The following is a 22,774-nucleotide window of genomic DNA, read 5'->3' as shown; positions in this document are numbered from 1 at the left end:
CCGGGAACGCCAATCCAGCGTCATCGCCAGCAATCAAACAAGCGTTTCATCGGGTTGATGGCCTTTTGCTAATTTTGTCAGTGCGTTCTTTCATGCAATCAGTACAATCGCCGGATTTGTCCCCCGAGAATGGAAGCAGTACGGCGGGTCGTCACGAGAAGTCCCATGCTCATCGGTAGCTATTCCCCCACGCTGGTTATCATCTCGCTTTTTGTGGCGATTCTCGCGTCCTACACCGCGCTCGACATGACCGGGCGCATCGCCACGGCCAAAGGCCGTGCCGTGCATTTGTGGACGGCCGGCGGCGCTTTGGCGATGGGCATCGGCGTGTGGTCGATGCATTTCATCGGCATGCTCGCGTTTGAACTGCCGATTGACCTCGGCTACGACGTTACCCTGACGGCCCTGTCGCTGCTGACCGCCATTCTGTCCTGCGGCTTTGCCCTGTGGCTGGTCAGCCAGCCACAACTGCCGGGCTGGCAACTGGCGTTCGGGGCGCTGGTGATGGGGGCTGGCATCAGCGCCATGCACTACACCGGCATGGCGGCCATGCGCATGCAACCGGGTATCGATTACGACCCGACATTGTTCGGCGCCTCTTTGCTCATCGCCGTCGGCGCCTCGGGCGCTGCATTATGGATCGCCTTCCGCCTGCGCCGGCACACGCCTTCTGTCAGTCTGCTTCGAGGCGGCGCGGCGGTGATCATGGGCATTGCCATTGTCGGTATGCACTACACCGCCATGGCCGCTGCGCGTTTTCCAGACGGCAGTTTTTGTGGCGCGGCGATCAACGGTTTGAACGGCAAGGGCCTGGACAGCCTGGTACTGATCACTACGATGGCGGTGCTGAGCATTGCCTTGCTCACCTCGATTCTCGATGCGCGCCTGGAGGCTCGCACCGCCGAGCTGGCCCATTCGCTGACAGAGGCTAATCGCGAACTCACCCAACTGGCGCTGCACGACACCCTGACCGGTCTGCCAAATCGGGTGTTGCTGGCTGACCGTATCGACCAGGCCATGTCGAGAGTACAGGAGCAAGGCGGTTGTTTTGCCTTGATGTTCATCGATCTGGACGGTTTCAAGCCGGTCAATGATGCATTCGGCCATCACATGGGGGACCAGTTGCTGCGCGAAGTCGCACTGCGCCTGCGTGAGGACTTGCGTAGCCAGGACACGCTGGCGCGGATTGGTGGCGATGAGTTCGTGCTGTTGGTGCAACTGGCTGATGAACATGACGCACTGAATCTGGCGGCGCGGCAAGTCGGGCTGATCGCGCGCTCGTTTCGCGTTGCTGAACATGATTTGCAAATATCCGCCAGTGTAGGCATCGCCCTTTATCCGGGAAACGGCCAGACCTGCGAAGAACTGCTGATGAACGCCGACGCGGCGATGTATCACGCCAAGGGCGCGGGCAAAAACGGCTACAGCTTCTTCGACGCCTCGATGAACAGCAACGCGCGCAAACAGCTGCAATTGCTGCAAGACCTGCGCAATGCAGTGGAACAGCAAGAATTCTGCCTCTACTACCAGCCTAAATTCGATGCCGGCAACGGCCGGCCTGTCGGCGCCGAGGCGTTGTTGCGCTGGGTGCACCCGACGCAGGGCATGCTGCTGCCGGACAAGTTCATCGAACTGGCGGAGAAGACCGGCCTGATCATTCCAATCGGCGATTGGGTGCTCAACGAAGCCTGCCGGCAAATGCGCGAATGGTACGTGCTCGGTTACACCGACTGGCGCATCGCCGTGAATCTGTCGGCTTTGCAGTTCTGCCACGCTGGCCTGGTCCAGAGTGTCGCCAAGGCGTTGGCTACGCATCATTTGCCGGCCAACAGCCTGACCCTGGAAATCACCGAAACCACCGCCATGAGCGATGCCGATGCGAGCATGATGGTGCTTAACGAACTCTCGGAGATGGGTGTCGACCTGTCGATTGACGACTTTGGAACCGGCTATTCCAGCCTGATGTACCTCAAGCGCCTGCCGGCCAACGAACTGAAAATCGACCGGGGGTTTGTTCGCGACCTGGAACGTGACAGCGACGACGCGGCCATCGTTTCCGCCATCGTCGCCCTCGGCCAGGCGCTGGATTTGCGCATCGTTGCCGAAGGCGTGGAAACCGATGTGCAGCAGGATTTCCTGACTCAACTCGGTTGCGACTCGTTGCAGGGCTATCTGTTGGGGCATCCGCTGCCGGCGGAGCGCTTCATGGTGGATATTCTTCGCGGGGAGCGGTTGGCGGTAAGTTGACCCCTCTGTGGCGAGGGAGCTTGCTCCCGCTCGACTGCGCAGCAGTCGTAAAACAATGTATGCGGTTAACTGATGCACTGCGACGCAAGGCTTTGGGGCTGCTGCGCAGCCCAGCGGGAGCAAGCTCCCTCGCCACAGGACAACCACAGACCCCATGCAAAACCCGCCAATGGCGGTTATTCTTGGCCCCGACTGCAAACGCTTTAACGGGGGAAACGCTCGCATGGACAAAGTCATCGTCATCACCGGCGGCAGCCGCGGCATCGGCGCCGCCACAGCCTTGTTGGCCGCCGCACAGGGCTATCGGATCTGCATCAACTATCAATCCGACGAAGAGGCGGCGCACCGCGTGCTTGAGCAAGTACGCGCCCTCGGTGCCCAGGCCATCGCGGTACGAGCCGACGTCAGTATCGAAGACGAAGTGATCGGGCTGTTCAACCGCGTTGACGCCGAACTGGGCCGGGTGACCGCGCTGGTCAATAATGCCGGGACCGTGGGGCACAAATCCCGCGTCGACGAAATGTCCGAGTTCCGCATTCTCAAAACCCTCAAGACCAACGTCCTGGCGCCGATCCTCTGCGCCAAGCACGCCGTGCTGCGCATGTCGCCGAAACACGGCGGGCAGGGCGGCAGTATCGTCAACGTATCTTCGGTCGCCTCGCGCCTGGGAGCGCCAAATGAGTACGTGGATTACGCGTCGTCCAAAGGCGCGCTCGACACGTTTACCATCGGCCTGTCCAAGGAAGTGGCGGGCGAAGGCATTCGGGTCAATGCCGTGCGCCCCGGTTACATCTACACCGATTTCCATGCGCTGAGCGGCGATCCGGACCGGGTCAGCAAACTGGAATCGGCGATCCCGATGGCGCGCGGGGGCCGGCCGGATGAAGTGGCTGAGGCGATTGTGTGGTTGTTGTCGGACAAGGCTTCTTACGCGACCGGCACGTTTGTTGATCTTGGTGGTGGGCGCTGAATGGCTGTCTACTGTCATTTGTGACAGTAGACGTCGATAGCTCGCGCACCTAAATTACGAGTGGCCTCTCATCGGTGAGCGCCACGACTTGTACAACCATACGCCATCAATCAGTGTCATTGAGCCCCGCGGTTTACTTGTCTGTGCCCTGGCCTATTATCGAGGCGTCGCCGGCGAAGCGGTGGTGACGCGAGTCACGCACCAGCTTTATGACGCGGCGAGTCGGCTCACTGAACAGCGCGATCCTCGCTTGTTTGCCCTGGCGCAGTCCGGCGTCGCGGTGCGGCCGAATCTGGTCAGCATCCCAGGCCTTTCCGGCCAGCCACTGTGCAGCGACAGTGTCGATGCCGGCTGGCAACTGAGCTTGCCCGGTGCGGCCGGGCAGCCCATTGAATCGTGGGATCAGCGAGGCTGGCACCTCCGCACCGAAGTTGATGCGTTGCTGCGACCGGTGGCAATCTTCGAGCACAGCGTCGACGAAGCCGAGCTCTGTGCCGAGCGGATCACCTGGGGCAGTTCTTCGCCCGACGATGCGCGGCACAATCGCTGCGGCCAACCGGTGCGACAGGATGATCCGGCGGGGAGCCGATTGCTGCCCGAGTACGGGCTGTCGGGTGTGGTCCTCGCCGAAGTCCGTCGTTTCCTCGACAGCCTGGATCCGCCGGACTGGCCCTTCGCCGAGACTGAACGCAACAGCTTGTTGGAGCCGGGTGACGGTTCGCAGTCTGCCTGGCACTTCGCGGTCACCGGTGAGGCGCTGAGCCAGACCGATGCTAAAGGCCACGTCCGCCACTTCGCCCATGATCGGGCCGGCCAGCTGCGCGAAGTTCGCCTGCGACGGGCCGGACAACCTGCCGCCGAAACGCTGGTCAGCGCCATCGAGTACAGCGCACTCGGACAGGTTCAGCAGGAACTCGCCGGCAACGGCATGCGCACCGTTTCCAGTTATGACCCGGCCGATGGGCATCTGCTGTCGCTGGCCAATCAAGGCCCGGACGGCATGTTTTTGCAAAACCTGAGCTACCGCTATGACCCGGCGGGCAACATCACCGAAATCACCGACGCCGCGTTACCGATCCAGTATTTCGCCAACCAGCGCATCGAACCGGTCCGCCGCTTCACCTACGACACGTTGAATCAACTGATCAAAGCCACCGGCTGGGAAACCGCCAAGCCCTCATTCGGTCCCGCATTACCCGAGTGGCAAGCCTTCGGCCCGCCCGATGCCAGCCGTTGGCGCAACTACAGCGAAACCTATCACTATGACGAGGCCGGCAATCTGCGGGAGCGCATTCATCTCGGTGCCGAGAACGACACGTTGATCATGCGGGTGGCGGAGCACAGCAATCGCAGTATCAAAGATCGACCGGGTGCGGATCTGGAGGCGCTGTTCGATGTTCGTGGCAATTTGCTGGAGCTGCAACCGGGTCAGGCGTTGCAGTGGAATGGTCGCAATGAATTGGCCCAGGTCACCCAGGTAACCCGGATCGCTGCCGCCGATGATTGGGAGCGCTACGTTTACGATGCTGAAGGCATGCGTCTGCGCAAATGCCGAAGTGCTGCAGCGAAATCCGTCATCCATACAGCCGAAGTACGCTACCTGCCGGGCATCGAGTTGCACACCAACAGTGCCACGGGTGAGCGGTTGCAGGTTATCAGTGTTCAGGTGGGGCGCTGTACGGTGCGGCTGCTGCATTGGGACAGTCCGCCCCCCGATGACGTGGAAAACGACCAACTGCGTTACTGCTTCGACGATCACCTGGGGTCGAGTGCGATTGAAGTGGATGCGCAGGCGAAACCGATGAGCCAGGAAGTGTATTACCCGTTTGGCGGCACGGCGTGGCTGGCGGGGCGGCAGGAGGTGGAAAGCAGTTACAAGACTATCCGTTACTCGGGCAAGGAACGAGATGCGACGGGGCTTTATTACTATGGCGCGCGTTTTTACGCGCCATGGTTACAGCGGTGGCTGAGTCCAGATCCCGCGGGGGATATAGATGCGTTAAATTTTTATGATTTTGTAAACAATAGGCCGCTTGTATTTTTTGATCCCGACGGATACGCCCCAATTTCAGCTGCCGAATATGATGTTATGTTCGAACAGAAAATCGGAATTCCTGACATTGTCAAGCATAGAGGAATGGCGAACATCAGTCTTCACCTGCCACTTTTGGCTAGCAAACTAAAAGAAGCGCTTAAATTAGCAGTAGAGGGTTTGAGTCGAAGTGTGGAGGAGTTGAAAAATGGTAGCCATGATCGAGAAAAACTGAACGCACACTTCGGAGTTGAAGGTGGCAGCAATACTGATCAGTTAATCAAGGTTTACAAAGAAGCATTGTCAGGACTTAAGCGAATTACTGACATGTCTGAAAAAATTGTCGTTTTCGACGATGTCGATGGCGACTACGCAGATACCGCCGCATTTGTCATTCCTGGCGATAGAAGAGAAAAAATATACGTAAACAATCAGTTCTTCACAAGTGCTCCGACAGAAGAGTTAGCTTTTATTATTATTCATGAGCGCATTCATCAAAGCAAAGTTATAAGTGCTCAAAAAGACTTATGGTATTTGGTGCCGACATCTAGCGACTATGCTGGCGCCAAACTTGTCAGCGGAAACGTTGACTTAAAAACCTCGAAAAATGCGGCCATGGCAAGCATGTCGAAAAGAATGATGACGACAACAAATATTGTAATAGATGATATCGATCCTAGCGTTCAAGATGACTTTGTAAGCGTTGCGGGGGGCGCATCCATTGATGAAGCATTAGAGAGTTTCAAAAAAACTCCTGCGCTTCGAACAAAAATGGCATTTAGAAATCCTGATAACTACGCGAGTTATATTATGGCTCCGGCTATTTAAATGGCGCGACTCAATGAGTGTCTTGCCTTGGAGATTATTCAAGGACTGCTCAAAAATACCGCACAATCCGCCACAGCGAGTTTATCTGCTCTAGTATTCCAACCTCTGATCAACGGGGACCAACGTCTACTGTCATTGTTGACAGTAGACGTTAATCTCCGGCACGCCTAAATTGCGAGTGGCCTCTCCATCGTTGAGTGCCACGATTTGCACAGTTACACACCGTCAATAAGCGCCATTGAGCCACGCGGGTTGCCCGTGCGTGAGGTGGCTTATCATCGACGCGATGTGGGTGATCCCTTTGAAACGCGGGTCACGCATCAGCTTCACGATGCAACGGGCAGGCTCACCGAGCAATGGGATCCCCGGTTGTTTGCGTTGATTCAATCGGGTGCTGCGGTTCCGCCCAATCTACATACTTTTTACAGCCTGTCAGCCCAGAGTTTGTGCAGCGACAGCGTCGATGCCGGCTGGCAACTGAGTTTGCCCGGTGCGGCCGGGCAGCCCATTGAATCGTGGGATCAGCGAGGCTGGCACCGCCGCACCGAAGTTGATGCGTTGCTGCGACCGGTGGCAATCTTCGAGCACAGCGTCGACGAAGCCGAGCTCTGTGCCGAGCGGATCACCTGGGGCAGTTCTTCGACGGACAATGCGCGGCACAATCGCTGCGGCCAACCGGTGCGACAGGATGATCCGGCGGGGAGCCGATTGCTGCCCGAGTACGGGCTGTCGGGTGTGGTCCTCGCCGAAGTCCGTCGTTTCCTCGACAGCCTGGATCCGCCGGACTGGCCCTTCGCCGAGACTGAACGCAACAGCTTGCTGGAGCCGGGTGACGGTTCGCAGTCTGCCTGGAACTTCGCGGCAACCGGCGAGGCGCTGAGCCAGACCGATGCGAAGGGCCACGTCTGACACTTCGCCCATGATCGGGCCGGCCAGCTGCGCGAAGTTCGCCTGCAACGGGCCGGACAACCTGCCGCCGAAACGCTGGTCAGCGCCATCGAGTACAGCGCGCTCGGACAGGTTCAGCAGGAGCTCGCCGGCAACGGCATGCGCACCGTTTCCAGTTATGACCCGGCCGATGGGCATCTGCTGTCGCTGGCCAATCAAGGCCCGGACGGCGTGTTTTTGCAAAACCTGAGCTACCGCTATGACCCGGCGGGCAACATCACCGAAATCACCGACGCCGCGTTACTGATCCAGTATTTCGCCAACCAGCGCATCGAACCGGTCCGCCGCTTCACCTACGACACGTTGAATCAACTGATCAAAGCCACCGGCTGGGAAACCGCCAAGCCCTCATTCGGCCTCGCATTGCCCGAGTGGCAAGCCTTCGGCCCGCCCGATGCCAGCCGTTGGAGCAACTACAGCGAAACCTATCATTACGATGAGGCCGGTAATCTGCTGGAGCGCACTCATCTCGGTGCCGAGAACGACACCTTGACCATGCAGGTGGCGGCGCACAGCAATCGCAGCGTCAAAGATCGACCGGGTGCGGATCTGGAGGCGCTGTTCGATGCTCGCGGCAATCTGCTGGAGCTGCAACCGGGTCAGGCGTTGCAATGGAATGGTCGCAATGAATTGGTCCAGGTCACCCAAGTCACCCGGATCGTTGCCGCGAATGATTGGGAGCGCTACGTTTACGATGCTGAGGGCATGCGTCTGCGCAAATGGCGCAGCGCTGCAGCTAAATCCGTCATCCACACAGCCGAAGTGCGCTACCTGCCGGGTATCGAAGTGCACGTCAACACGGCATCTGGGGAGCAGCTGCAGGTCATTAGCGTTAAGGCAGGTCGCTGCTCGGTACGGCTGCTGCATTGGGACAGTCCACCTCCTGATGGAGTGGTAAATGATCAGTTGCGTTACTGCTTCGATGATCACCTGGGGTCGAGTGCCTTTGAGGTGGATGCCCTGGCGAAACCGATCAGCCAGGAAGTGTATTACCCCTTTGGTGGCACGGCGTGGCTGGCCGGGCGGCATGAAGTGGAAACCAGCTACAAGACCATTCGGTATTCGGGGAAAGAACGAGATGTTACGGGGCTTTATTACTATGGCGTACGTTATTACGCACCGTGGCTGCAGCACTGGTTGAATCCGGATCCGGTGGGGGATGTGGACGGATTGAATTTTTATCGGTTTGTCAAAAACAACCCGGTTAATTTAGTGGACCCTGATGGGCGCTCCCCGACGCCTCCTAGTGCAAAGCGTATTGAACTTGAAAATACAGTAGAAGAAGGCATGACGTTTGACAGGAAGCAGATGTGGCGGGGCATGAAAGATATAGAAGGAGAGTCGCCTAAGATGGCAAGCGCCTTAAAAAAAGGCTTCGAAATCGCAAAAAAACAGCTTGAAGATGCCATCGATTCATTGGACGCCGGAACGCTTCGAGATGAGGATGTGAGGCATGTGGAAGCTTTTTTTGGAGAGAATAGTAGTTACAGGTATTCAACTATGGTTAAAGCATATAAAACAGCGCGTCTCTATATTGAAGATCTCACGGAAGATACTACGCGAGTAATAGCATTCAGTGCGCCTGGCTCTCGCATGACCTCATTTGTAATTGATGGGGATCATAAAATATATTTCAATTCGAAATACATAGAAGAGGCGCCAGACTGGGAAGTTGCGCGTGTCATTTTGCACGAGATAACCCATATGGAGGAAGTGCTAGATACTTTGGATAGTTGGTATTTTAGTCGACCTGCCAGCTATAGTGAACTGTCGGATAGTCGAAGGGGGTCTATTGATTTAATCGAGATTGAAAAGGCTGAAATAGCTTCGAGGACGTTATTGTCGTCTACAGATCTGGCTTCTCAAAAGAATATTGTGCTGGGCGATAGAATGCATGCTGCATATATTGAGTTTTTTAATATTGACCCTGACACACGGAAGGACTTGGCATTCAGGAATGCAGATACACACGCCTTATTTATACAAAGCCTAAGCCTGTCAGCGCCACGCCGAAACGCGAAGTAGCAATGCAGCTATAACCCCCCCCCAACGATAGTTTTATTTTCAAAACGACCGCACAATCCGCCCCAACGTCTCCATCGCCTTCTCCGAAGCCTCATCCCAAGGGCTCCCATAATTTAACCGAATACAATTCCTGAACCGCTGCGCCGGCGAAAATATCGGCCCCGGCGCAATGCTGATCCCTTGCGCCAACGCCATCTGAAACAACTTCAACGAATCCATCTGCGCCGGAAGTTCCAGCCACAGAAAGTACCCGCCTGCTGGTTGGCTCACGCGAGTCTGCGCCGGGAAATACCGGGCAATCGCCGCCAGCATCGCACTCTGCTGCTCCTCCAACGCATAACGCAACTTGCGCAAATGCCGGTCATAGCCACCATGTTGCAGGTAATCGGCAATCGCCGCCTGAGCCGGCATTGACGCACACAGCGAGGTCATCAGTTTCAACCGCTCAATCTTCTGCGCATAACGCCCGGCAGCCACCCAGCCAATGCGATAACCCGGCGCGAGGCTTTTGGCGAATGAGCCGCAATGCATCACCAACCCTTCGGTATCGAACGCCTTGGCCGGTTTCGGTGCTTGCTGGCCGTAATAGAGCTCGGCGTAGACATCGTCTTCGATCAGCGGCACCTGGTGGGTGCGCAACAGCTCCACCAGTTCCTGCTTCTTCGCCTCGGGCATGGTCGCGCCCATGGGGTTCTGGAAACTGGTCATGCACCAGCAGGCCTTGATCGGGTGGCGTTCCAGGGTTTGCGCGAGCACGCCGAGGTCGATGCCGTCGCGCGGGTGCACGGGGATTTCCACAGCCTTGAGCTTCAACCGTTCGAGGATTTGCAGGCAGGCGTAGAACGCCGGGGCTTCGATGGCCACCAGGTCGCCGGGTTCGGTGACGGCTTGCAGGCACAGGTTCAGCGCTTCCAGTGCGCCGTTGGTGATCAGCAGTTCTTCCATGGGCAGCATCAGGCCGCCGACCATGTAGCGCAGGGCGATTTGTCGACGCAGTTGCGGGTTGCCCGGCGACATGTCGGTGACGACCATGCGCGGGTCCATGTCCCGGGCGGCACTGGCCAGGGAACGGGACAATCGTTGCAGGGGAAACAGGGTAGGGCTGGGGAACGCGGAACCGAACGGTACGGTGTTGGGGTCCTTGATCGAGTCGAGCACCGAGAACACCAGTTCGCTGACATCGACTTCGGTGGATTCGTTGACCTGGCTGCTGATCACCGGCTCCGAAAACGGGCTCGGTGCATGGGTGTTGACGAAATAACCGGAGCGCGGACGGGCGCGGATCAGGCCACGACGTTCGAGCAGGTAGTAGGCCTGGAACACCGTGGACGGGCTGACGCCGTAGGTCTGGCTGGCGTAGCGCACCGACGGCACGCGCTGGCCGGGGCCAAGGACGCCGGAGCGGATCAGTTCAGCGATGTCATCGGCGAATTTTTCGTAGCGTTTCATCTAAGGCCCGGTTGGAATTGTTCGGTTAGTGCACTGATGTGGCGAGGGAGCTTGCTCCCGCTCGGCTGCGTAGCAGTCGTAGATCTTTCGTAGATCTTGGGGGCGCTTCGCACCCCAGCGGGAGCAAGTTCCCTCGCCACAGAGGACCGCATCTCACAAGCACTGCATCTTAAAGGCTCAACGGTTCATCGGCGCAACAAAGCGGCTGTCCGCGACGCTATAAATGTCAGGCTCATCGCTGTCGACAATCTTGAAGCGGATGCTCTGCGAGCTGCTGCTCGGCCGTTCAGTGGTCATCGCCACGGACACCGGCACGTCAACAATCTCGCCGGGCGCCAGGCTCAGTTCGGTCTTGCCTTGCAACTGGAAGCCGTCGCCATCGACCAGGGCCAAACGGTAGTCCTGGCGTTGCTGGGTCTTGTTGATGACCTTCAAGCTGTAGATGTTTTCGATCTGCCCCAGACTGTTCTCGCGGAACAGGCCACGGTCCTTGCTGACGTCCAGCGAGACCATCGGCCGTTCGACGAGGGCCAGGGCGAGCGCACCGATCATCACCAGCAACACCGCGGTGTAGCCGATCAGCCGTGGTCGCAGCAGGTGGGTCTTGCCACCTTGCAACTCGTGTTCGGAGGTGTAGCTGATCAGGCCGCGGGCGTAGCCCATTTTGTCCATGATCGAATCACAGGCGTCGATACACGCGGCGCACCCGATGCACTCCATTTGCAGACCATCGCGAATGTCGATGCCGGTCGGGCACACCTGCACGCAGAGCTGGCAATCGATGCAATCGCCGAGGCCGACTTCGGCAGGTTGCACGTCACGTTTGCGCGGGCCACGGTTTTCGCCACGGGCGACGTCGTAGGAGATGGTCAGGGTGTCTTTGTCGAACATCACGCTCTGGAACCGTGCATACGGGCACATGTGCATGCACACCGCCTCACGAAGCCAACCGGCGTTGATGTACGTGGCGCCGGTGAAGAACAGCACCCAGAACAGACTGACGCCGCCGATCTGCAAGGTCAGCAGTTCTTCGGCCAGCGGGCGGATCGGTGTGAAGTAGCCGACGAAGGTCAGGCCGGTCAGCAAACTGATCGCCAGCCACAAGGTGTGCTTGGCCGCGCGGCGCATCAATTTGTTCGGGCCCCAGGGCGCGGCTTGCAGTTTGATCCGCTGGTTGCGTTCACCTTCGGTGATCTTCTCGCACCACATGAAGATCCACGTCCAGGAGCTCTGTGGGCAGGTGTAGCCGCACCAGACGCGTCCGGCAAACACGGTGATCGCAAACAGGCCGAACGCCGCAATGATCAGCAATGCCGACAGGAGGATGAAGTCCTGTGGCCAGAAGGTCGCACCGAAGATGTGGAATTTGCTTTCAGAAAGATCCCAGAGCACCGCCTGGCGGCCGCCCCAGTTCAGCCACACCGTGCCGAAGAACAGCAGGAACAGAAAGCCCGCACCGCTCATGCGCAGGGTGCGGAACAGGCCGGTGAAGCTGCGGGTGTGGATCAGGTTGTCGCTGGATTTGGCCTTCATCTTTGGACGCGAAGGCTCATAGCTGCTGACTAACGGGACACTTTCTATGGTTCGGACGGGGATTCTTTCGCTCATGGTCATACGCTCATCAGCCTCCATCAGGCCGGGTCACTATGAGCGTCGATCTGTTTGCATAACAGACTCAGGTATCGCAATAAAAAGCGGATCAGATGAGCGCTTAGCCGCTACGTGCGACAACTTGAAGCACCTGCGGCAACGGGCCTACGGGCGCTATTACAGGCGCCCGCGGGTCGTATTGATCCGGGTCAGTCAAATCACCGAATCACTGTCCGTGGCCTTCAAATGCCGGCGACCGTCCACCGCACCTGCTACGGTCAATGCATCGGCTTCTGCTTCGGTGATGTAGATGTGCTGGCCGTTGATATCGACTGCCGACATTGCTTTCTCGGGGTCGGTGACGATGGTCACATCCGGGCACAGGCGGATTTCCTCGCCGTTCTCGGTGGTGAAAAAGCAGGTCTTGTTTTCGATGCGCACTGTCATGGAGAGGTCCTTTTTTCTGCGGGTTATACAAGGTTAGGGCTCAACAGGCGGCCATCGTTCTGTGCAACCGATTAATGGTCGGCGCGGTCCATCCTCTATCGATCATTTACAGGGAATGCACCATGGACGCCTGGTGGCATGAAGTTTGGGTGACGCTGCAAGCGGAGTTCGCTGACATTGGCGATGCCTCACAACTGACACGTATCACGGTAAGACTGCTGATGGCCGCCGTGTTGGGCGGGATTCTCGGTTTTGAACGCGAGCACAAGGGCAAGGCCGCCGGTGTGCGTACGCACATGCTGGTGGCGCTCGGTGCCGCGCTGTTTGTGCTGGTGCCGCAGATGTCCGGCTCTCAGGCCGATGCCATGAGCCGCGTGGTGCAAGGGGTAATCGCCGGGATCGGCTTCCTCGGTGCCGGGACCATCCTTAAAAACCAGGAAGGCGATGAGGGCCACGTGAAAGGCCTGACCACCGCCGCCGGGTTGTGGTTGACAGCGGCGATTGGTGTTTCCGCCGGGTTGGGGCGTGAGGCGACGGCGGTGTTCAGTACGTTGCTGGCGTTGGCGATTTTCAGTGTGATGCCGAGGATCGTTAAGTTGCTTGAGAAAAACGAGCAGGAAGATAAGCCCTGACGGACGGCGCATTTGTGGCGGAGTAGCTTGTGTGGGGAGGGAGCTTGCTCCCGCTGGGGTGCGAAGCTCCTCCAAAAAATCACGACCGCTGCGCAGCCAAAGGGGATGGTGCGGCGTTCCGACAAGCTCCCTCGCCACTTTACTCGGGGGCAACGATCACCGGCGGCATCGTCTCCGGCGGATCTTCCCGCGGTGGCGGGGTAGTCCCCGGCGGCTCCTGCTCGGGCACCGGCAGCGGCTCGGTGGGAGGAATCGTCGGGGTGTCGATGTTTGGATCGGGTGTTTCAGCCGGGATTGGAATACTCATCGTTGAAGCCTCCAGTGGCAGATGGCGCAAGTCGTGCTTAAGTGGATTGACCTCTTTGCATACGAATTGATTCCACCGCAGATGCGGGCAAATCCACGTGAACTTTACCGAAGCCTGTCGCTCGGAACCTAAGTGAGTTCATTCCGGGGCCGCTGGCCTTGCGCGAACGACGATCAGGTACAAGAGCGTCCATGGGGCGTAAAGGAGAGATGCTCGATGACTGCAGAAAAACCGACAGAGCTGAACTACAACCCTCATATGCCGTTGTCGCAGGCCTTGTTGCTGCCGCGCATCGCCATTGAAAACACCATGCCGACCCTGGATGGCGGGCAATTCGCCGCTAAAGCCGTGATCGGGCAAGACGTGGTGGTCACGAGTAAAGTCTTCGCCGACGGGCACGACAAACTGGCCGTGCGGGTTCGCTGGCGCGCTGCCGATGATGACGCCTGGCAAAGCGAAGTCATGGGTGAGCTGGGCAATAACGGGTATCAAGGCCAATTCCGCGTCTCGCGTCAGGGCCGTTATGTGTTCTGCATCGAGGCCTGGATCGATCAGTTCGCCAGCTTCTGCTATGAGCTGGAGAAGAAGCACTCGGCCCGTGTGCCCGTCAGTCTTGAGCTGCAGGAAGGTCGCACCCTGGTTCAACAGGCAGCCGAACGCTCCGAAGGCCAACTGAGTGAAGAGCTGGCAGCGCTGCACCACGAACTGGCCGGGTTGCTCGAAATCGAGCAGGTGGCGCTGTTTCTGCACCAGCGCAGCGCCGACCTGATGTCTCAGGCCGATCACCGCGCCTATTTGAGCTTCAGCCCCGAGTATCCGCTGGACGTCGAACGTGAGATCGCCCAGTTCGCCAGTTGGTATGAGTTGTTTCCGCGCTCGATCACCGACGATCCGGCCCGTCATGGCACATTTAACGACGTGCATTCGCGGCTGCCGATGATTCAGGACATGGGGTTTGATGTGCTGTACTTTCCGCCGATCCACCCGATCGGACGCAGCTACCGCAAAGGCCCGAACAACTCCCTCACCGCCGGCCCCGACGATCCAGGCAGCCCGTATGCCATCGGCAGTGAAGAGGGCGGGCATGAGGCGATTCACTCGGAACTGGGCACCCGCGAAGACTTCCGTCGGTTGGTAGCCGCAGCAGCCGACCATGGCCTGGAAATCGCACTCGACTTCGCCATTCAGTGTTCCCAGGATCATCCGTGGCTCAAACAGCATCCCGGCTGGTTCAACTGGCGCCCGGACGGCACGATCAAATACGCCGAGAACCCGCCGAAGAAATATCAGGATATCGTCAACGTCGACTTCTATGCCGCTGACGCGATCCCCAGCCTCTGGGTCGAATTGCGCGACATCGTGGTCGGCTGGGTCGAGGAGGGCGTGAAGATCTTTCGCGTCGACAACCCGCACACTAAACCGCTGCCGTTCTGGCAGTGGCTGATCGCCGATGTGCGGGCGCTGTACCCGGAAGTGATCTTCCTCGCCGAAGCCTTCACCACGCCGGCGATGATGGCGCGCCTGGGCAAGGTCGGTTATTCGCAGAGCTACACCTACTTCACCTGGCGCAACACCAAGTACGAATTGTCGACGTACTTCACCGAGTTGAACGAGTCGCCGTGGCGCGAATGCTACCGGCCGAATTTCTTCGTCAATACACCGGACATCAACCCGGCGTTTCTGCACGAGTCCGGACGCGCCGGCTTTCTGATCCGTGCGGCCCTGGCAACCATGGGCTCCGGGCTGTGGGGCATGTATTCAGGTTTCGAGCTTTGTGAAGCCGCACCCGTGCCTGGGAAGGAGGAATACTTCAACTCCGAGAAGTACGAAATCCGCCCCAGGGACTTCAACGCGCCGGGCAACATCATTGCCGAGATCGCGCAGCTCAACCGCATTCGCCGGCAGAACCCTGCGTTGCACACGCATCTGGGCCTGAAGGTCTACAACGCCTGGAACGACAACATCCTGTATTTCGGCAAACGCAGCGAGGATGGCAGCAACTTCATTCTGGTCGCGGTCAGCCTCGATCCGCATAACGTTCAGGAAGCGAATTTCGAGTTACCGCTGTGGGAAATGGGGTTGCCCGACGACGCCAGTACTCAGGGCGAGGACTTGATGAGCGGCCATCGCTGGATGTGGCACGGCAAGTACCAATTCATGCGGATCGACCCGGCGCATCAACCGTTCGGCATCTGGCGGATCACTGTCTAGACAGGCTGCCCGCTCTTGTGGCGAGGGAGCTTGCTCCCGCTCGGCTGCGAAGCAGTCGTAAGTCCTGTGGATGCGGTTTGTCAGAACGAAAGCAGGGGCCGCTTCGCAGCCCAGCGGGAGCACGCTCCCTCGCCACAAAAGAGCCTTCTTCTGCAGCCTGTGTGCTTCAGCGGGGGGCTTTATTGAATTCAACAGGAGTTTCAAATGGCGAAGAAACCCAAGGCTGCCACCTTTATCAAGGACCCGCTCTGGTACAAGGACGCAGTGATTTACCAGGTTCACGTTAAGTCTTTTTTCGACTCCAACAATGACGGGATCGGCGACTTTCCCGGCCTCATCGCCAAACTCGATTACATCGCCGACCTTGGCGTCAACACCATCTGGCTCCTGCCGTTCTACCCGTCGCCCCGGCGCGACGATGGCTACGACATTGCCGAGTACCGTGGCGTGCATCCCGATTACGGCACCATGGCCGACGCCAGGCGCTTTATTTCTGAAGCCCACAAACGTGGCTTGCGGGTCATCACCGAACTGGTCATCAACCACACCTCGGACCAGCACGCCTGGTTCCAGCGGGCGCGAAAAGCCAAACCCGGTTCTGCGGCGCGGGACTTTTACGTCTGGTCCGATGACGATCAAAAATATGACGGCACCCGCATCATCTTTCTCGACACCGAAAAGTCCAACTGGACCTGGGACCCGGTCGCCGGCCAGTACTTCTGGCACCGTTTCTATTCGCACCAGCCGGACCTGAATTTCGATAACCCGCAAGTCATGAAAGCCGTGTTGTCGGTGATGCGCTACTGGCTCGACATGGGCATCGACGGTTTGCGGCTGGATGCGATTCCGTACCTGATCGAACGGGACGGCACCAACAATGAAAACCTGCCCGAGACCCACGACGTCCTCAAGCAGATCCGCGCCGAAATCGACGCCAATTACCCAGATCGCATGCTGCTCGCCGAAGCCAACCAATGGCCGGAAGATACGCAGCTGTACTTTGGTGACACCGATACAAAAGGCCTCAACGGCGACGAATGCCACATGGCCTTCCACTTCCCGTTGATGCCGCGCATGTACATGGCGCTGGCCCAGGAAGACCGCTTCCCGATCACCGACATTCTGCGCCAGACCCCGGAGATCCCGGCCAACTGCCAGTGGGCCATTTTCCTGCGCAATCACGATGAGCTGACCCTGGAGATGGTCACCGACAAGGAGCGTGACTACCTGTGGAACTACTACGCGGCCGACCGTCGGGCGCGGATCAACCTGGGGATTCGCCGGCGCCTGGCACCGTTGATGGAACGCGACCGTCGCCGTGTGGAGCTGCTGAACAGTCTGTTGCTGTCGATGCCCGGCACGCCGACCCTGTATTACGGTGATGAAATCGGCATGGGCGACAACATCTACCTTGGTGACCGCGATGGCGTGCGCACGCCTATGCAATGGTCGATCGACCGTAACGGCGGCTTCTCCCGCGCCGATCCGGCCAGCCTGGTGCTGCCACCGATTATGGACCCGCAATACGGTTACCTGTCGGTCAACGTCGAAACCCAGGCGGGCGATCCGCATTCATTGTTGAACTGGACCCGGCGCATGCTCGCCGTGCGCAAGCAATCCAAGGCGTTCGGACGCGGCACACTGAAAATGCTGTCGCCGAGCAACCGACGGATTCTGGCTTACACCCGTGAATTCACCGGGGCAGATGGCAAGCACGAGATCATTCTGTGTGTGGCTAACGTGTCCCGCAGTGCACAAGCGGCAGAACTGGACCTGTCGGCCTACGTCGGCATGGTGCCGGTCGAGATGCTGGGCGGTAACGCGTTCCCGCCGATCGGCCAGTTGAATTTTCTCCTGACCCTGGCGCCTTACGGTTTTTACTGGTTCGGACTCGCAGCGGAGAATCAAATGCCTAGCTGGCACGTAGAACCGGCGCAAAGCCTGCCGGACTTCACCACCCTGGTGCTGAAAAAGCGCATGGAAGAACTGCTCGAAGCGCCGTCTCGCGGCACGCTGGAACAGGGCATCCTGCCTAACTGGTTACAAAACCGGCGCTGGTTCGCCGGCAAGGATGCGGCCATTGACAAGGTCAACCTGGCCTATGGCGTGCGCTTCGGTGATGCGTTGCATCCGGTGCTGCTGAGTGAAATCGAAGTCACCAGCGGCGGTCAGACCAGCCGTTACCAATTGCCGTTCGGCTTTATTGCGGATGATCAGGTGGGCCCCGCGTTGCCGCAGCAACTGGCGCTGTCTCGGGTGCGACGAGGTCCGCAAGTGGGCTTGATCACGGATGCGTTCAGCCTCGAAAACTTCATCCGTGCGGTGCTGCAAGGCATGCAGGACAACACTGTGCTGCCGTCCGATGGCGGCGAGATTCGCTTCGAACCGACTGCCGAGTTGGCGAAGCTGGGCCTGAGCGCTGAATCGGAAGTGCGCTATCTGTCGGCCGAGCAGTCCAACAGCTCGGTGGTGATCGGCAGCAGCCTGGTGCTCAAGCTGATCCGCAAGGTGGCCTCGGGCGTTCACCCGGAATTGGAAATGAGCGCGTACCTGACCGATGCGGGTTTCGCCAATATCTCTCCATTGCTGGGGTCGGTGGTCCGTCGCGATGCCAAGGGCGAAGACAACCTGCTGATGATCGCCCAAGGCTATCTGAGCAATCAGGGCGATGCATGGGAATGGACGCAGAACAACCTCGAACGGGCATTGCGCGACGAACTCGCCGATGCCATGTCCGAGCAGGAGCAGCATTACAACGCCCTCGGCGAACTGCGCGACTTCGCCGGGATGCTCGGTCAGCGTCTGGGGGAAATGCATCAGGTGCTGGCAGCGCCCACGGACAACCCGGACTTCGCCCCGCAAGTCACCACGCAAAAAGATGCCCTGGCTTCGGCCAAGGATGTCGCCGCGCAACTGGAACACGCGCTGAAGTTGCTCAAGCAGCATCAAAACGAACTGAACCCGGCGGACAAAACCCTGGTCACTCGTTTACTGGACAACAAAAAAGCCATCCTCAGCCACGTCCAGGAACTGGGCAAAAAGGCGACCGGGGGGTTGCGGATTCGCGTCCATGGCGACTTGCACCTGGGGCAAGTGTTGGTGATCAAGGGCGATGCCTACCTGATCGACTTCGAAGGCGAACCGGCGCGGCCCTTGGCCGAAAGGCGCGGCAAGCACAGCCCCTACAAGGATGTCAGCGGCGTCTTGCGCTCGTTCGACTACGCGGCGGCTATGGCCATCAACGTGCACAACGTCGATAACACCACCGATGCCCGGGCAGCCCGGCTGCGGGTATCGGAACGCTATTTAAATGAAGCGAAACAGGCATTTGTCGACGCTTATCGGCTGGCGGCAGCTAGTCTTGCTCATGCGTGGCAAGATCCGGAAGGCGAGGACGCCGCGCTGGCGTTGTTCGGTCTGGAAAAAGCGGCGTACGAGGTGGCCTATGAAGCAGAAAATCGGCCCACCTGGTTGCCCGTGCCATTGCACGGTTTATATGGATTATTGAGTGGGCTTAAACCCTTTTCCGATCTTGGTGGAGAGTAGTCATGAGTTTCTCGAACAAGGAACAGGGTCACGCTAAAGAGGCGTTACTGCCCAGATCGCGGGACATCGACGCGCTGGTACGCGCCCAGCATCAAGACCCCTTTGCAATTCTCGGCCCCCATGGCGATGGCGCTGGCGGGCAATTCATTCGGGCCTATCTGCCTGACGCGTTGAGCGTACAGGTGTTGGCCAAGGATTCCGGGGAGGAACTCGGCGCCCTTGAGGCCACCGAAACGCCCGGGCTGTTTGTCGGGCATTTCGATCGGGCGCAGCCGTATGTGCTGCGCACGCGTTGGGCGGGCGGCGAACAGGTTTCCGAAGACCCTTACAGCTTCGGTCCGTTGCTCGGTGAAATGGATTTGTACCTGTTCGCTGAAGGCAATCACCGTGACTTGAGCAGTTGCCTGGGTGCGCAGCTGAAAAACGTCGACGGTGTCGACGGCGTGCGTTTCGCCGTGTGGGCTCCGAACGCCAAACGGGTGTCGGTGGTCGGCGACTTCAATAACTGGGATGGCCGTCGGCACCCGATGCGCCTGCGTCACCCGACCGGCGTCTGGGAACTGTTCATCCCGCGCCTGCAGGCAGGCGAGGCTTACAAATACGAGATCCTCGGCACCCACGGCATTCTGCCGCTCAAGGCCGATCCGATGGCCCTGGCCACCACGCTGCCGCCGGACACTGCGTCGAAAGTCGCCTCTCCCTTGAGCATCGAGTGGCAGGATCACGAGTGGATGCAGGCTCGCGTCGAGCGTTCAAAACCGAGCGCGCCGCTGTCGATCTACGAATTGCACGCCGGTTCCTGGCAGTGCGAGCTGGACGATCTGGGCGAAGTGGCGCGCCAGTACACCTGGCATGAGCTGGGCGAACGCTTGATTCCGTACGTCAAGGAACTGGGGTTCACCCACATTGAACTGATGCCGATCATGGAACATCCGTTCGGCGGCTCATGGGGCTATCAACTGCTCTCACAGTTTGCCCCGAGCGCCCGTTACGGTTCGCCGGATGATTTCGCAGCGTTCGTCAACGCCTGCCACCTGGCCGATATCGGTGTCATTCTCGATTGGGTCCCGGCGCATTTTCCCACCGATACTCACGGCCTGGCGCAATTCGACGGCACCGCGCTGTACGAATACGGTAACCCGCAGGAAGGCTTCCACCAGGATTGGGACACGCTGATCTACAACCTTGGTCGCACCGAAGTACACGGCTACATGCTGGCCTCTGGGCTGCACTGGCTCAAGCATTTCCACGTCGACGGCCTGCGCGTCGATGCGGTGGCGTCGATGCTGTACCGTGATTACTCGCGCAAGGCCGGCGAGTGGGTGCCGAACCGTCACGGCGGTCGGGAAAACCTTGAAGCGATCGACTTCCTGCGTCACCTCAACGATGTGGTCAACCTCGAAGCGCCCGGCGCGCTGGTGATCGCCGAAGAGTCCACGGCGTGGCCTGGCGTCAGCCAAAGTACGCAGCAGGGTGGCCTGGGTTTCGACTACAAATGGAACATGGGCTGGATGCACGATTCGCTGCACTACATCCAGCAAGATCCGGTGTACCGCGCCCATCACCACAACGAACTGAGTTTCGGCCTGGTGTATGCCTGGTCCGAACGCTTCATCCTGCCGATCTCCCACGACGAAGTGGTTCACGGCAAACACTCGCTGATAGACAAAATGCCCGGTGACCGCTGGCAGAAATTCGCCAACCTGCGGGCTTACCTGAGCTTCATGTGGGCACATCCGGGCAAGAAACTGTTGTTCATGGGCTGCGAATTTGGCCAGTGGCGCGAGTGGAACCACGATCAGCAGCTGGATTGGTACTTGCTGCAGTATTCGGAACACAAAGGCGTGCAGAAACTCGTCGGCGACCTGAACCGGTTGTACCGCGAAGAACCCGCCTTGCACGACCAGGACGACGCCCCACAAGGGTTCCAGTGGTTGATCGGCGATGATGCGATCAACAGCGTTTATGCGTTTATGCGCTGGAGCAAGGACGGCCGGCCGGTGTTAGTGGTGGCCAACTTTACGCCGGTGCCGCGTGAGGGCTATCGGATTGGCGTACCGTTTGCCGGGCGCTGGACTGAGGTGATCAACAGTGATGCGGCGATGTATGCCGGGTCGAATTACGGAAACAGCGGCGGGGCGTTTACCGAGGAAGAGGCGAGCCATGGCCAGGCGTTGTCGCTGGTGCTGAATCTGCCGCCGTTGGCGGTGTTGATGTTGCGGCCGGAGGGTTGATCAGGGGACGTTGATTATAGGTAGCCCCTTTCCTACAGATACGGGTCTGTAAAAAAGGGGCTCACCTTGAGGGCGTCGGATTATCGACGACTTGTTGTTCCGGGATATCCGTTTGCTTTCCAGACTGTAATTATTTTAGTGGCTTCGTTGGCCGCTTTTTCAACTTTATCCACTCCCTCTAGTTTGAGTTTGTCAGGGTGTATAAGTAGTGCAACTTGCTTGAATCTCAGGTTTCTACTGTTTTCATCTTCGTCAGGAAAAATAGCGCGAATATTATTTTTGTTATTGATAATATCGACGGCCATATTATATCCCGTGATGATTTTTTCACCCGTTTGCGGTGGCAGCGCTTCAGGAGTTACAAATAGACTTTCTGGTTTGTGACTGTTGCGCGAATGGGACGCTTCAGGTCGATGGTTTGGTTCAAATTGCGGCTGTTCTGGTTGTGCTCGTTGAGAGCTACTCGGCCGACTACCCCCAGAAGGTTGGGGAGCGCTCCAGCCTGGTCCTTCAAATAAGTTGAAAGCAGGTGCCTTCCAGGCTACATAAGATCCACTAGTTGTAGAATTAAAGCCCAGTGCAGACCGGAAGAGTTCGTCAGCCATCCTGTAAATGTCTGGTCCTAGCCGTTCTTTTTCATTTTTCAGTTCTGCGCGCAGTAAAAGTATTCTTGTTGCAAACTTTCCAAAGTGCTCGGGTTTTGATATCGATTTCGTCTTGTTTATTTTTCCAAGAATTTTCTGTATTTCTTTATTGTCTTTGATGGCGTTTGTTATTAATGTGGAGCCCTTAAGTTCTTTTTTGAAGTTGCTTAAATCTTCATCGTTGTACCTTTCTCCTTTCTTGCCAAGTACATCCAGAAAGGTGGTGGGATTGTTGCTGACCATGCAGTAATAGTTGAGCCCGTCGACAGGTCCCGCGGGATCAGGATTGATCCAGTGTTGCAACCACGGCGCGTAATAACGGAAGCCGTAGTAATAAAGCCCTGTCGCATCCCGTTCTTTACCCGAGTAACGGATGGTTTTGTATTTGGCCTCGGTTTCGTCTCGACCCGCCCACAGAGCAGTCCCGCCGAACGGGTAATACCATTCCTGACTGATCAGTCCGGCGTTTTGGTCCAGTTCCAGCGTGCTGGATTTCAGGTGATCGTTGAGGGTGTAACGCACCTGATCCTGCGTCATTTGATCGGGTGGCGTCGGCACCCAATGCAGCACCTGCACACTGTTGCTGCCAGCACTGGCAATGATGACGTGGAGGATTTCCCCGGTGCCGCTGTGGCTGCGGATTTCCAGGCCGGGCAAGTAACGC

Annotated in this window: 14 protein-coding genes; 9 read left to right on the top strand and 5 right to left on the bottom strand. The window is 58.2% G+C overall.

What is annotated here, in order from left to right; genetic code table 11:
- The first annotated feature begins 165 nt into the window (after positions 1 to 165).
- From ACM6IQ_RS05705 to ACM6IQ_RS05685, 5 genes are all read left to right on the top strand, one after another.
- On the top strand, positions 166 to 2,247 hold the full coding sequence (locus ACM6IQ_RS05705; RefSeq protein WP_017338487.1) for a putative bifunctional diguanylate cyclase/phosphodiesterase: 2,082 nt from the start codon (positions 166 to 168) through the stop codon (positions 2,245 to 2,247).
- A 223-nt stretch (positions 2,248 to 2,470) separates the two neighbouring features.
- Positions 2,471 to 3,217: an SDR family oxidoreductase gene (locus tag ACM6IQ_RS05700; protein ID WP_017338488.1), complete on the top strand. Its 747-nt coding sequence runs from the start codon at positions 2,471 to 2,473 to the stop codon at positions 3,215 to 3,217.
- A gap of 88 nt (positions 3,218 to 3,305) precedes the next feature.
- The gene (locus ACM6IQ_RS05695; RefSeq protein WP_414878238.1) at positions 3,306 to 6,077 is read left to right on the top strand and encodes an RHS repeat domain-containing protein; all 2,772 of its coding nucleotides are present in this window, start codon (positions 3,306 to 3,308) and stop codon (positions 6,075 to 6,077) included.
- A gap of 369 nt (positions 6,078 to 6,446) precedes the next feature.
- The gene (locus ACM6IQ_RS05690) at positions 6,447 to 6,986 is read left to right on the top strand and encodes a hypothetical protein (RefSeq protein WP_414878237.1); all 540 of its coding nucleotides are present in this window, start codon (positions 6,447 to 6,449) and stop codon (positions 6,984 to 6,986) included.
- Between the two features lie 138 nt (positions 6,987 to 7,124).
- Positions 7,125 to 9,050, top strand: coding sequence for an RHS repeat-associated core domain-containing protein (locus tag ACM6IQ_RS05685; protein ID WP_414878236.1), 1,926 nt, complete (start codon positions 7,125 to 7,127; stop codon positions 9,048 to 9,050).
- A 39-nt stretch (positions 9,051 to 9,089) separates the two neighbouring features.
- Here the strand turns inward: ACM6IQ_RS05685 and mapR are convergent, their stop codons facing one another.
- From mapR to ACM6IQ_RS05670, 3 genes are all read right to left on the bottom strand, one after another.
- Positions 9,090 to 10,499 (bottom strand): GntR family transcriptional regulator MpaR, encoded by a 1,410-nt coding sequence (gene mapR, locus ACM6IQ_RS05680; protein ID WP_084320663.1) that lies wholly within the window; start codon positions 10,497 to 10,499, stop codon positions 9,090 to 9,092.
- 177 nt (positions 10,500 to 10,676) lie between these two features.
- Entirely contained in the window at positions 10,677 to 12,107 is a 1,431-nt protein-coding gene (ccoG, locus tag ACM6IQ_RS05675) for a cytochrome c oxidase accessory protein CcoG (RefSeq protein ID WP_414878235.1), read from the bottom strand.
- Positions 12,108 to 12,302: 195 nt separating this feature from the next.
- Entirely contained in the window at positions 12,303 to 12,536 is a 234-nt protein-coding gene (locus ACM6IQ_RS05670; protein ID WP_017338492.1) for a DUF3203 family protein, read from the bottom strand.
- 122 nt (positions 12,537 to 12,658) lie between these two features.
- Here ACM6IQ_RS05670 and ACM6IQ_RS05665 point away from each other — a divergent pair, with 122 nt between their 5' ends.
- The gene (locus ACM6IQ_RS05665; protein ID WP_017338493.1) at positions 12,659 to 13,168 is read left to right on the top strand and encodes an MgtC/SapB family protein; all 510 of its coding nucleotides are present in this window, start codon (positions 12,659 to 12,661) and stop codon (positions 13,166 to 13,168) included.
- Between the two features lie 139 nt (positions 13,169 to 13,307).
- Here ACM6IQ_RS05665 and ACM6IQ_RS05660 read toward each other — a convergent pair whose 3' ends face one another.
- Positions 13,308 to 13,475: a hypothetical protein gene (locus ACM6IQ_RS05660; RefSeq protein WP_414878234.1), complete on the bottom strand. Its 168-nt coding sequence runs from the start codon at positions 13,473 to 13,475 to the stop codon at positions 13,308 to 13,310.
- 216 nt (positions 13,476 to 13,691) lie between these two features.
- Between ACM6IQ_RS05660 and ACM6IQ_RS05655 the strand changes: the two genes are divergently transcribed.
- The 3 genes from ACM6IQ_RS05655 to glgB all read left to right on the top strand — a co-directional run bounded on the left by ACM6IQ_RS05655 (position 13,692) and on the right by glgB (position 21,466).
- Entirely contained in the window at positions 13,692 to 15,686 is a 1,995-nt protein-coding gene (locus ACM6IQ_RS05655) for an alpha-1,4-glucan--maltose-1-phosphate maltosyltransferase (RefSeq protein ID WP_414878233.1), read from the top strand.
- Between the two features lie 204 nt (positions 15,687 to 15,890).
- Positions 15,891 to 19,232 carry a maltose alpha-D-glucosyltransferase gene (gene treS / locus ACM6IQ_RS05650; RefSeq protein WP_017338496.1) on the top strand — a complete coding sequence of 1,114 codons (3,342 nt, stop codon included), beginning with the start codon at positions 15,891 to 15,893 and terminating at the stop codon, positions 19,230 to 19,232.
- A gap of 2 nt (positions 19,233 to 19,234) precedes the next feature.
- Complete coding sequence (gene glgB, locus ACM6IQ_RS05645; protein ID WP_017338497.1) at positions 19,235 to 21,466, top strand: 1,4-alpha-glucan branching protein GlgB; 2,232 nt, start codon at positions 19,235 to 19,237, stop codon at positions 21,464 to 21,466.
- An 80-nt stretch (positions 21,467 to 21,546) separates the two neighbouring features.
- Here the strand turns inward: glgB and ACM6IQ_RS05640 are convergent.
- A partial coding sequence (locus tag ACM6IQ_RS05640; RefSeq protein WP_414878232.1) for an RHS repeat-associated core domain-containing protein occupies positions 21,547 to 22,774 on the bottom strand: 1,228 nt, incomplete at its 5' end.

It is taken from the genome of Pseudomonas sp. IT-P100 (assembly GCF_949767185.1).
In the GTDB taxonomy this organism is placed as follows: Bacteria; Pseudomonadota; Gammaproteobacteria; order Pseudomonadales; family Pseudomonadaceae; genus Aquipseudomonas; species Aquipseudomonas fluorescens_B.
This window is presented reverse-complemented; position numbering and strand designations above follow the sequence as displayed.

Bases quoted from the DNA above. Each gene is read 5' to 3' on its own strand.
- ACM6IQ_RS05705 (WP_017338487.1), top strand. From the start codon at position 166: ATGCTCATCGGTAGCTATTCCCCCACGCTGGTTATCATCTCGCTTTTT.
- ACM6IQ_RS05700 (WP_017338488.1), top strand. From the start codon at position 2,471: ATGGACAAAGTCATCGTCATCACCGGCGGCAGCCGCGGCATCGGCGCC.
- ACM6IQ_RS05685 (WP_414878236.1), top strand. From the start codon at position 7,125: ATGCGCACCGTTTCCAGTTATGACCCGGCCGATGGGCATCTGCTGTCG.
- mapR (WP_084320663.1), bottom strand. From the start codon at position 10,499: ATGAAACGCTACGAAAAATTCGCCGATGACATCGCTGAACTGATCCGC.
- ccoG (WP_414878235.1), bottom strand. From the start codon at position 12,107: ATGAGCGAAAGAATCCCCGTCCGAACCATAGAAAGTGTCCCGTTAGTC.
- ACM6IQ_RS05670 (WP_017338492.1), bottom strand. From the start codon at position 12,536: ATGACAGTGCGCATCGAAAACAAGACCTGCTTTTTCACCACCGAGAAC.
- ACM6IQ_RS05665 (WP_017338493.1), top strand. From the start codon at position 12,659: ATGGACGCCTGGTGGCATGAAGTTTGGGTGACGCTGCAAGCGGAGTTC.
- ACM6IQ_RS05660 (WP_414878234.1), bottom strand. From the start codon at position 13,475: ATGAGTATTCCAATCCCGGCTGAAACACCCGATCCAAACATCGACACC.
- ACM6IQ_RS05655 (WP_414878233.1), top strand. From the start codon at position 13,692: ATGACTGCAGAAAAACCGACAGAGCTGAACTACAACCCTCATATGCCG.
- treS (WP_017338496.1), top strand. From the start codon at position 15,891: ATGGCGAAGAAACCCAAGGCTGCCACCTTTATCAAGGACCCGCTCTGG.
- glgB (WP_017338497.1), top strand. From the start codon at position 19,235: ATGAGTTTCTCGAACAAGGAACAGGGTCACGCTAAAGAGGCGTTACTG.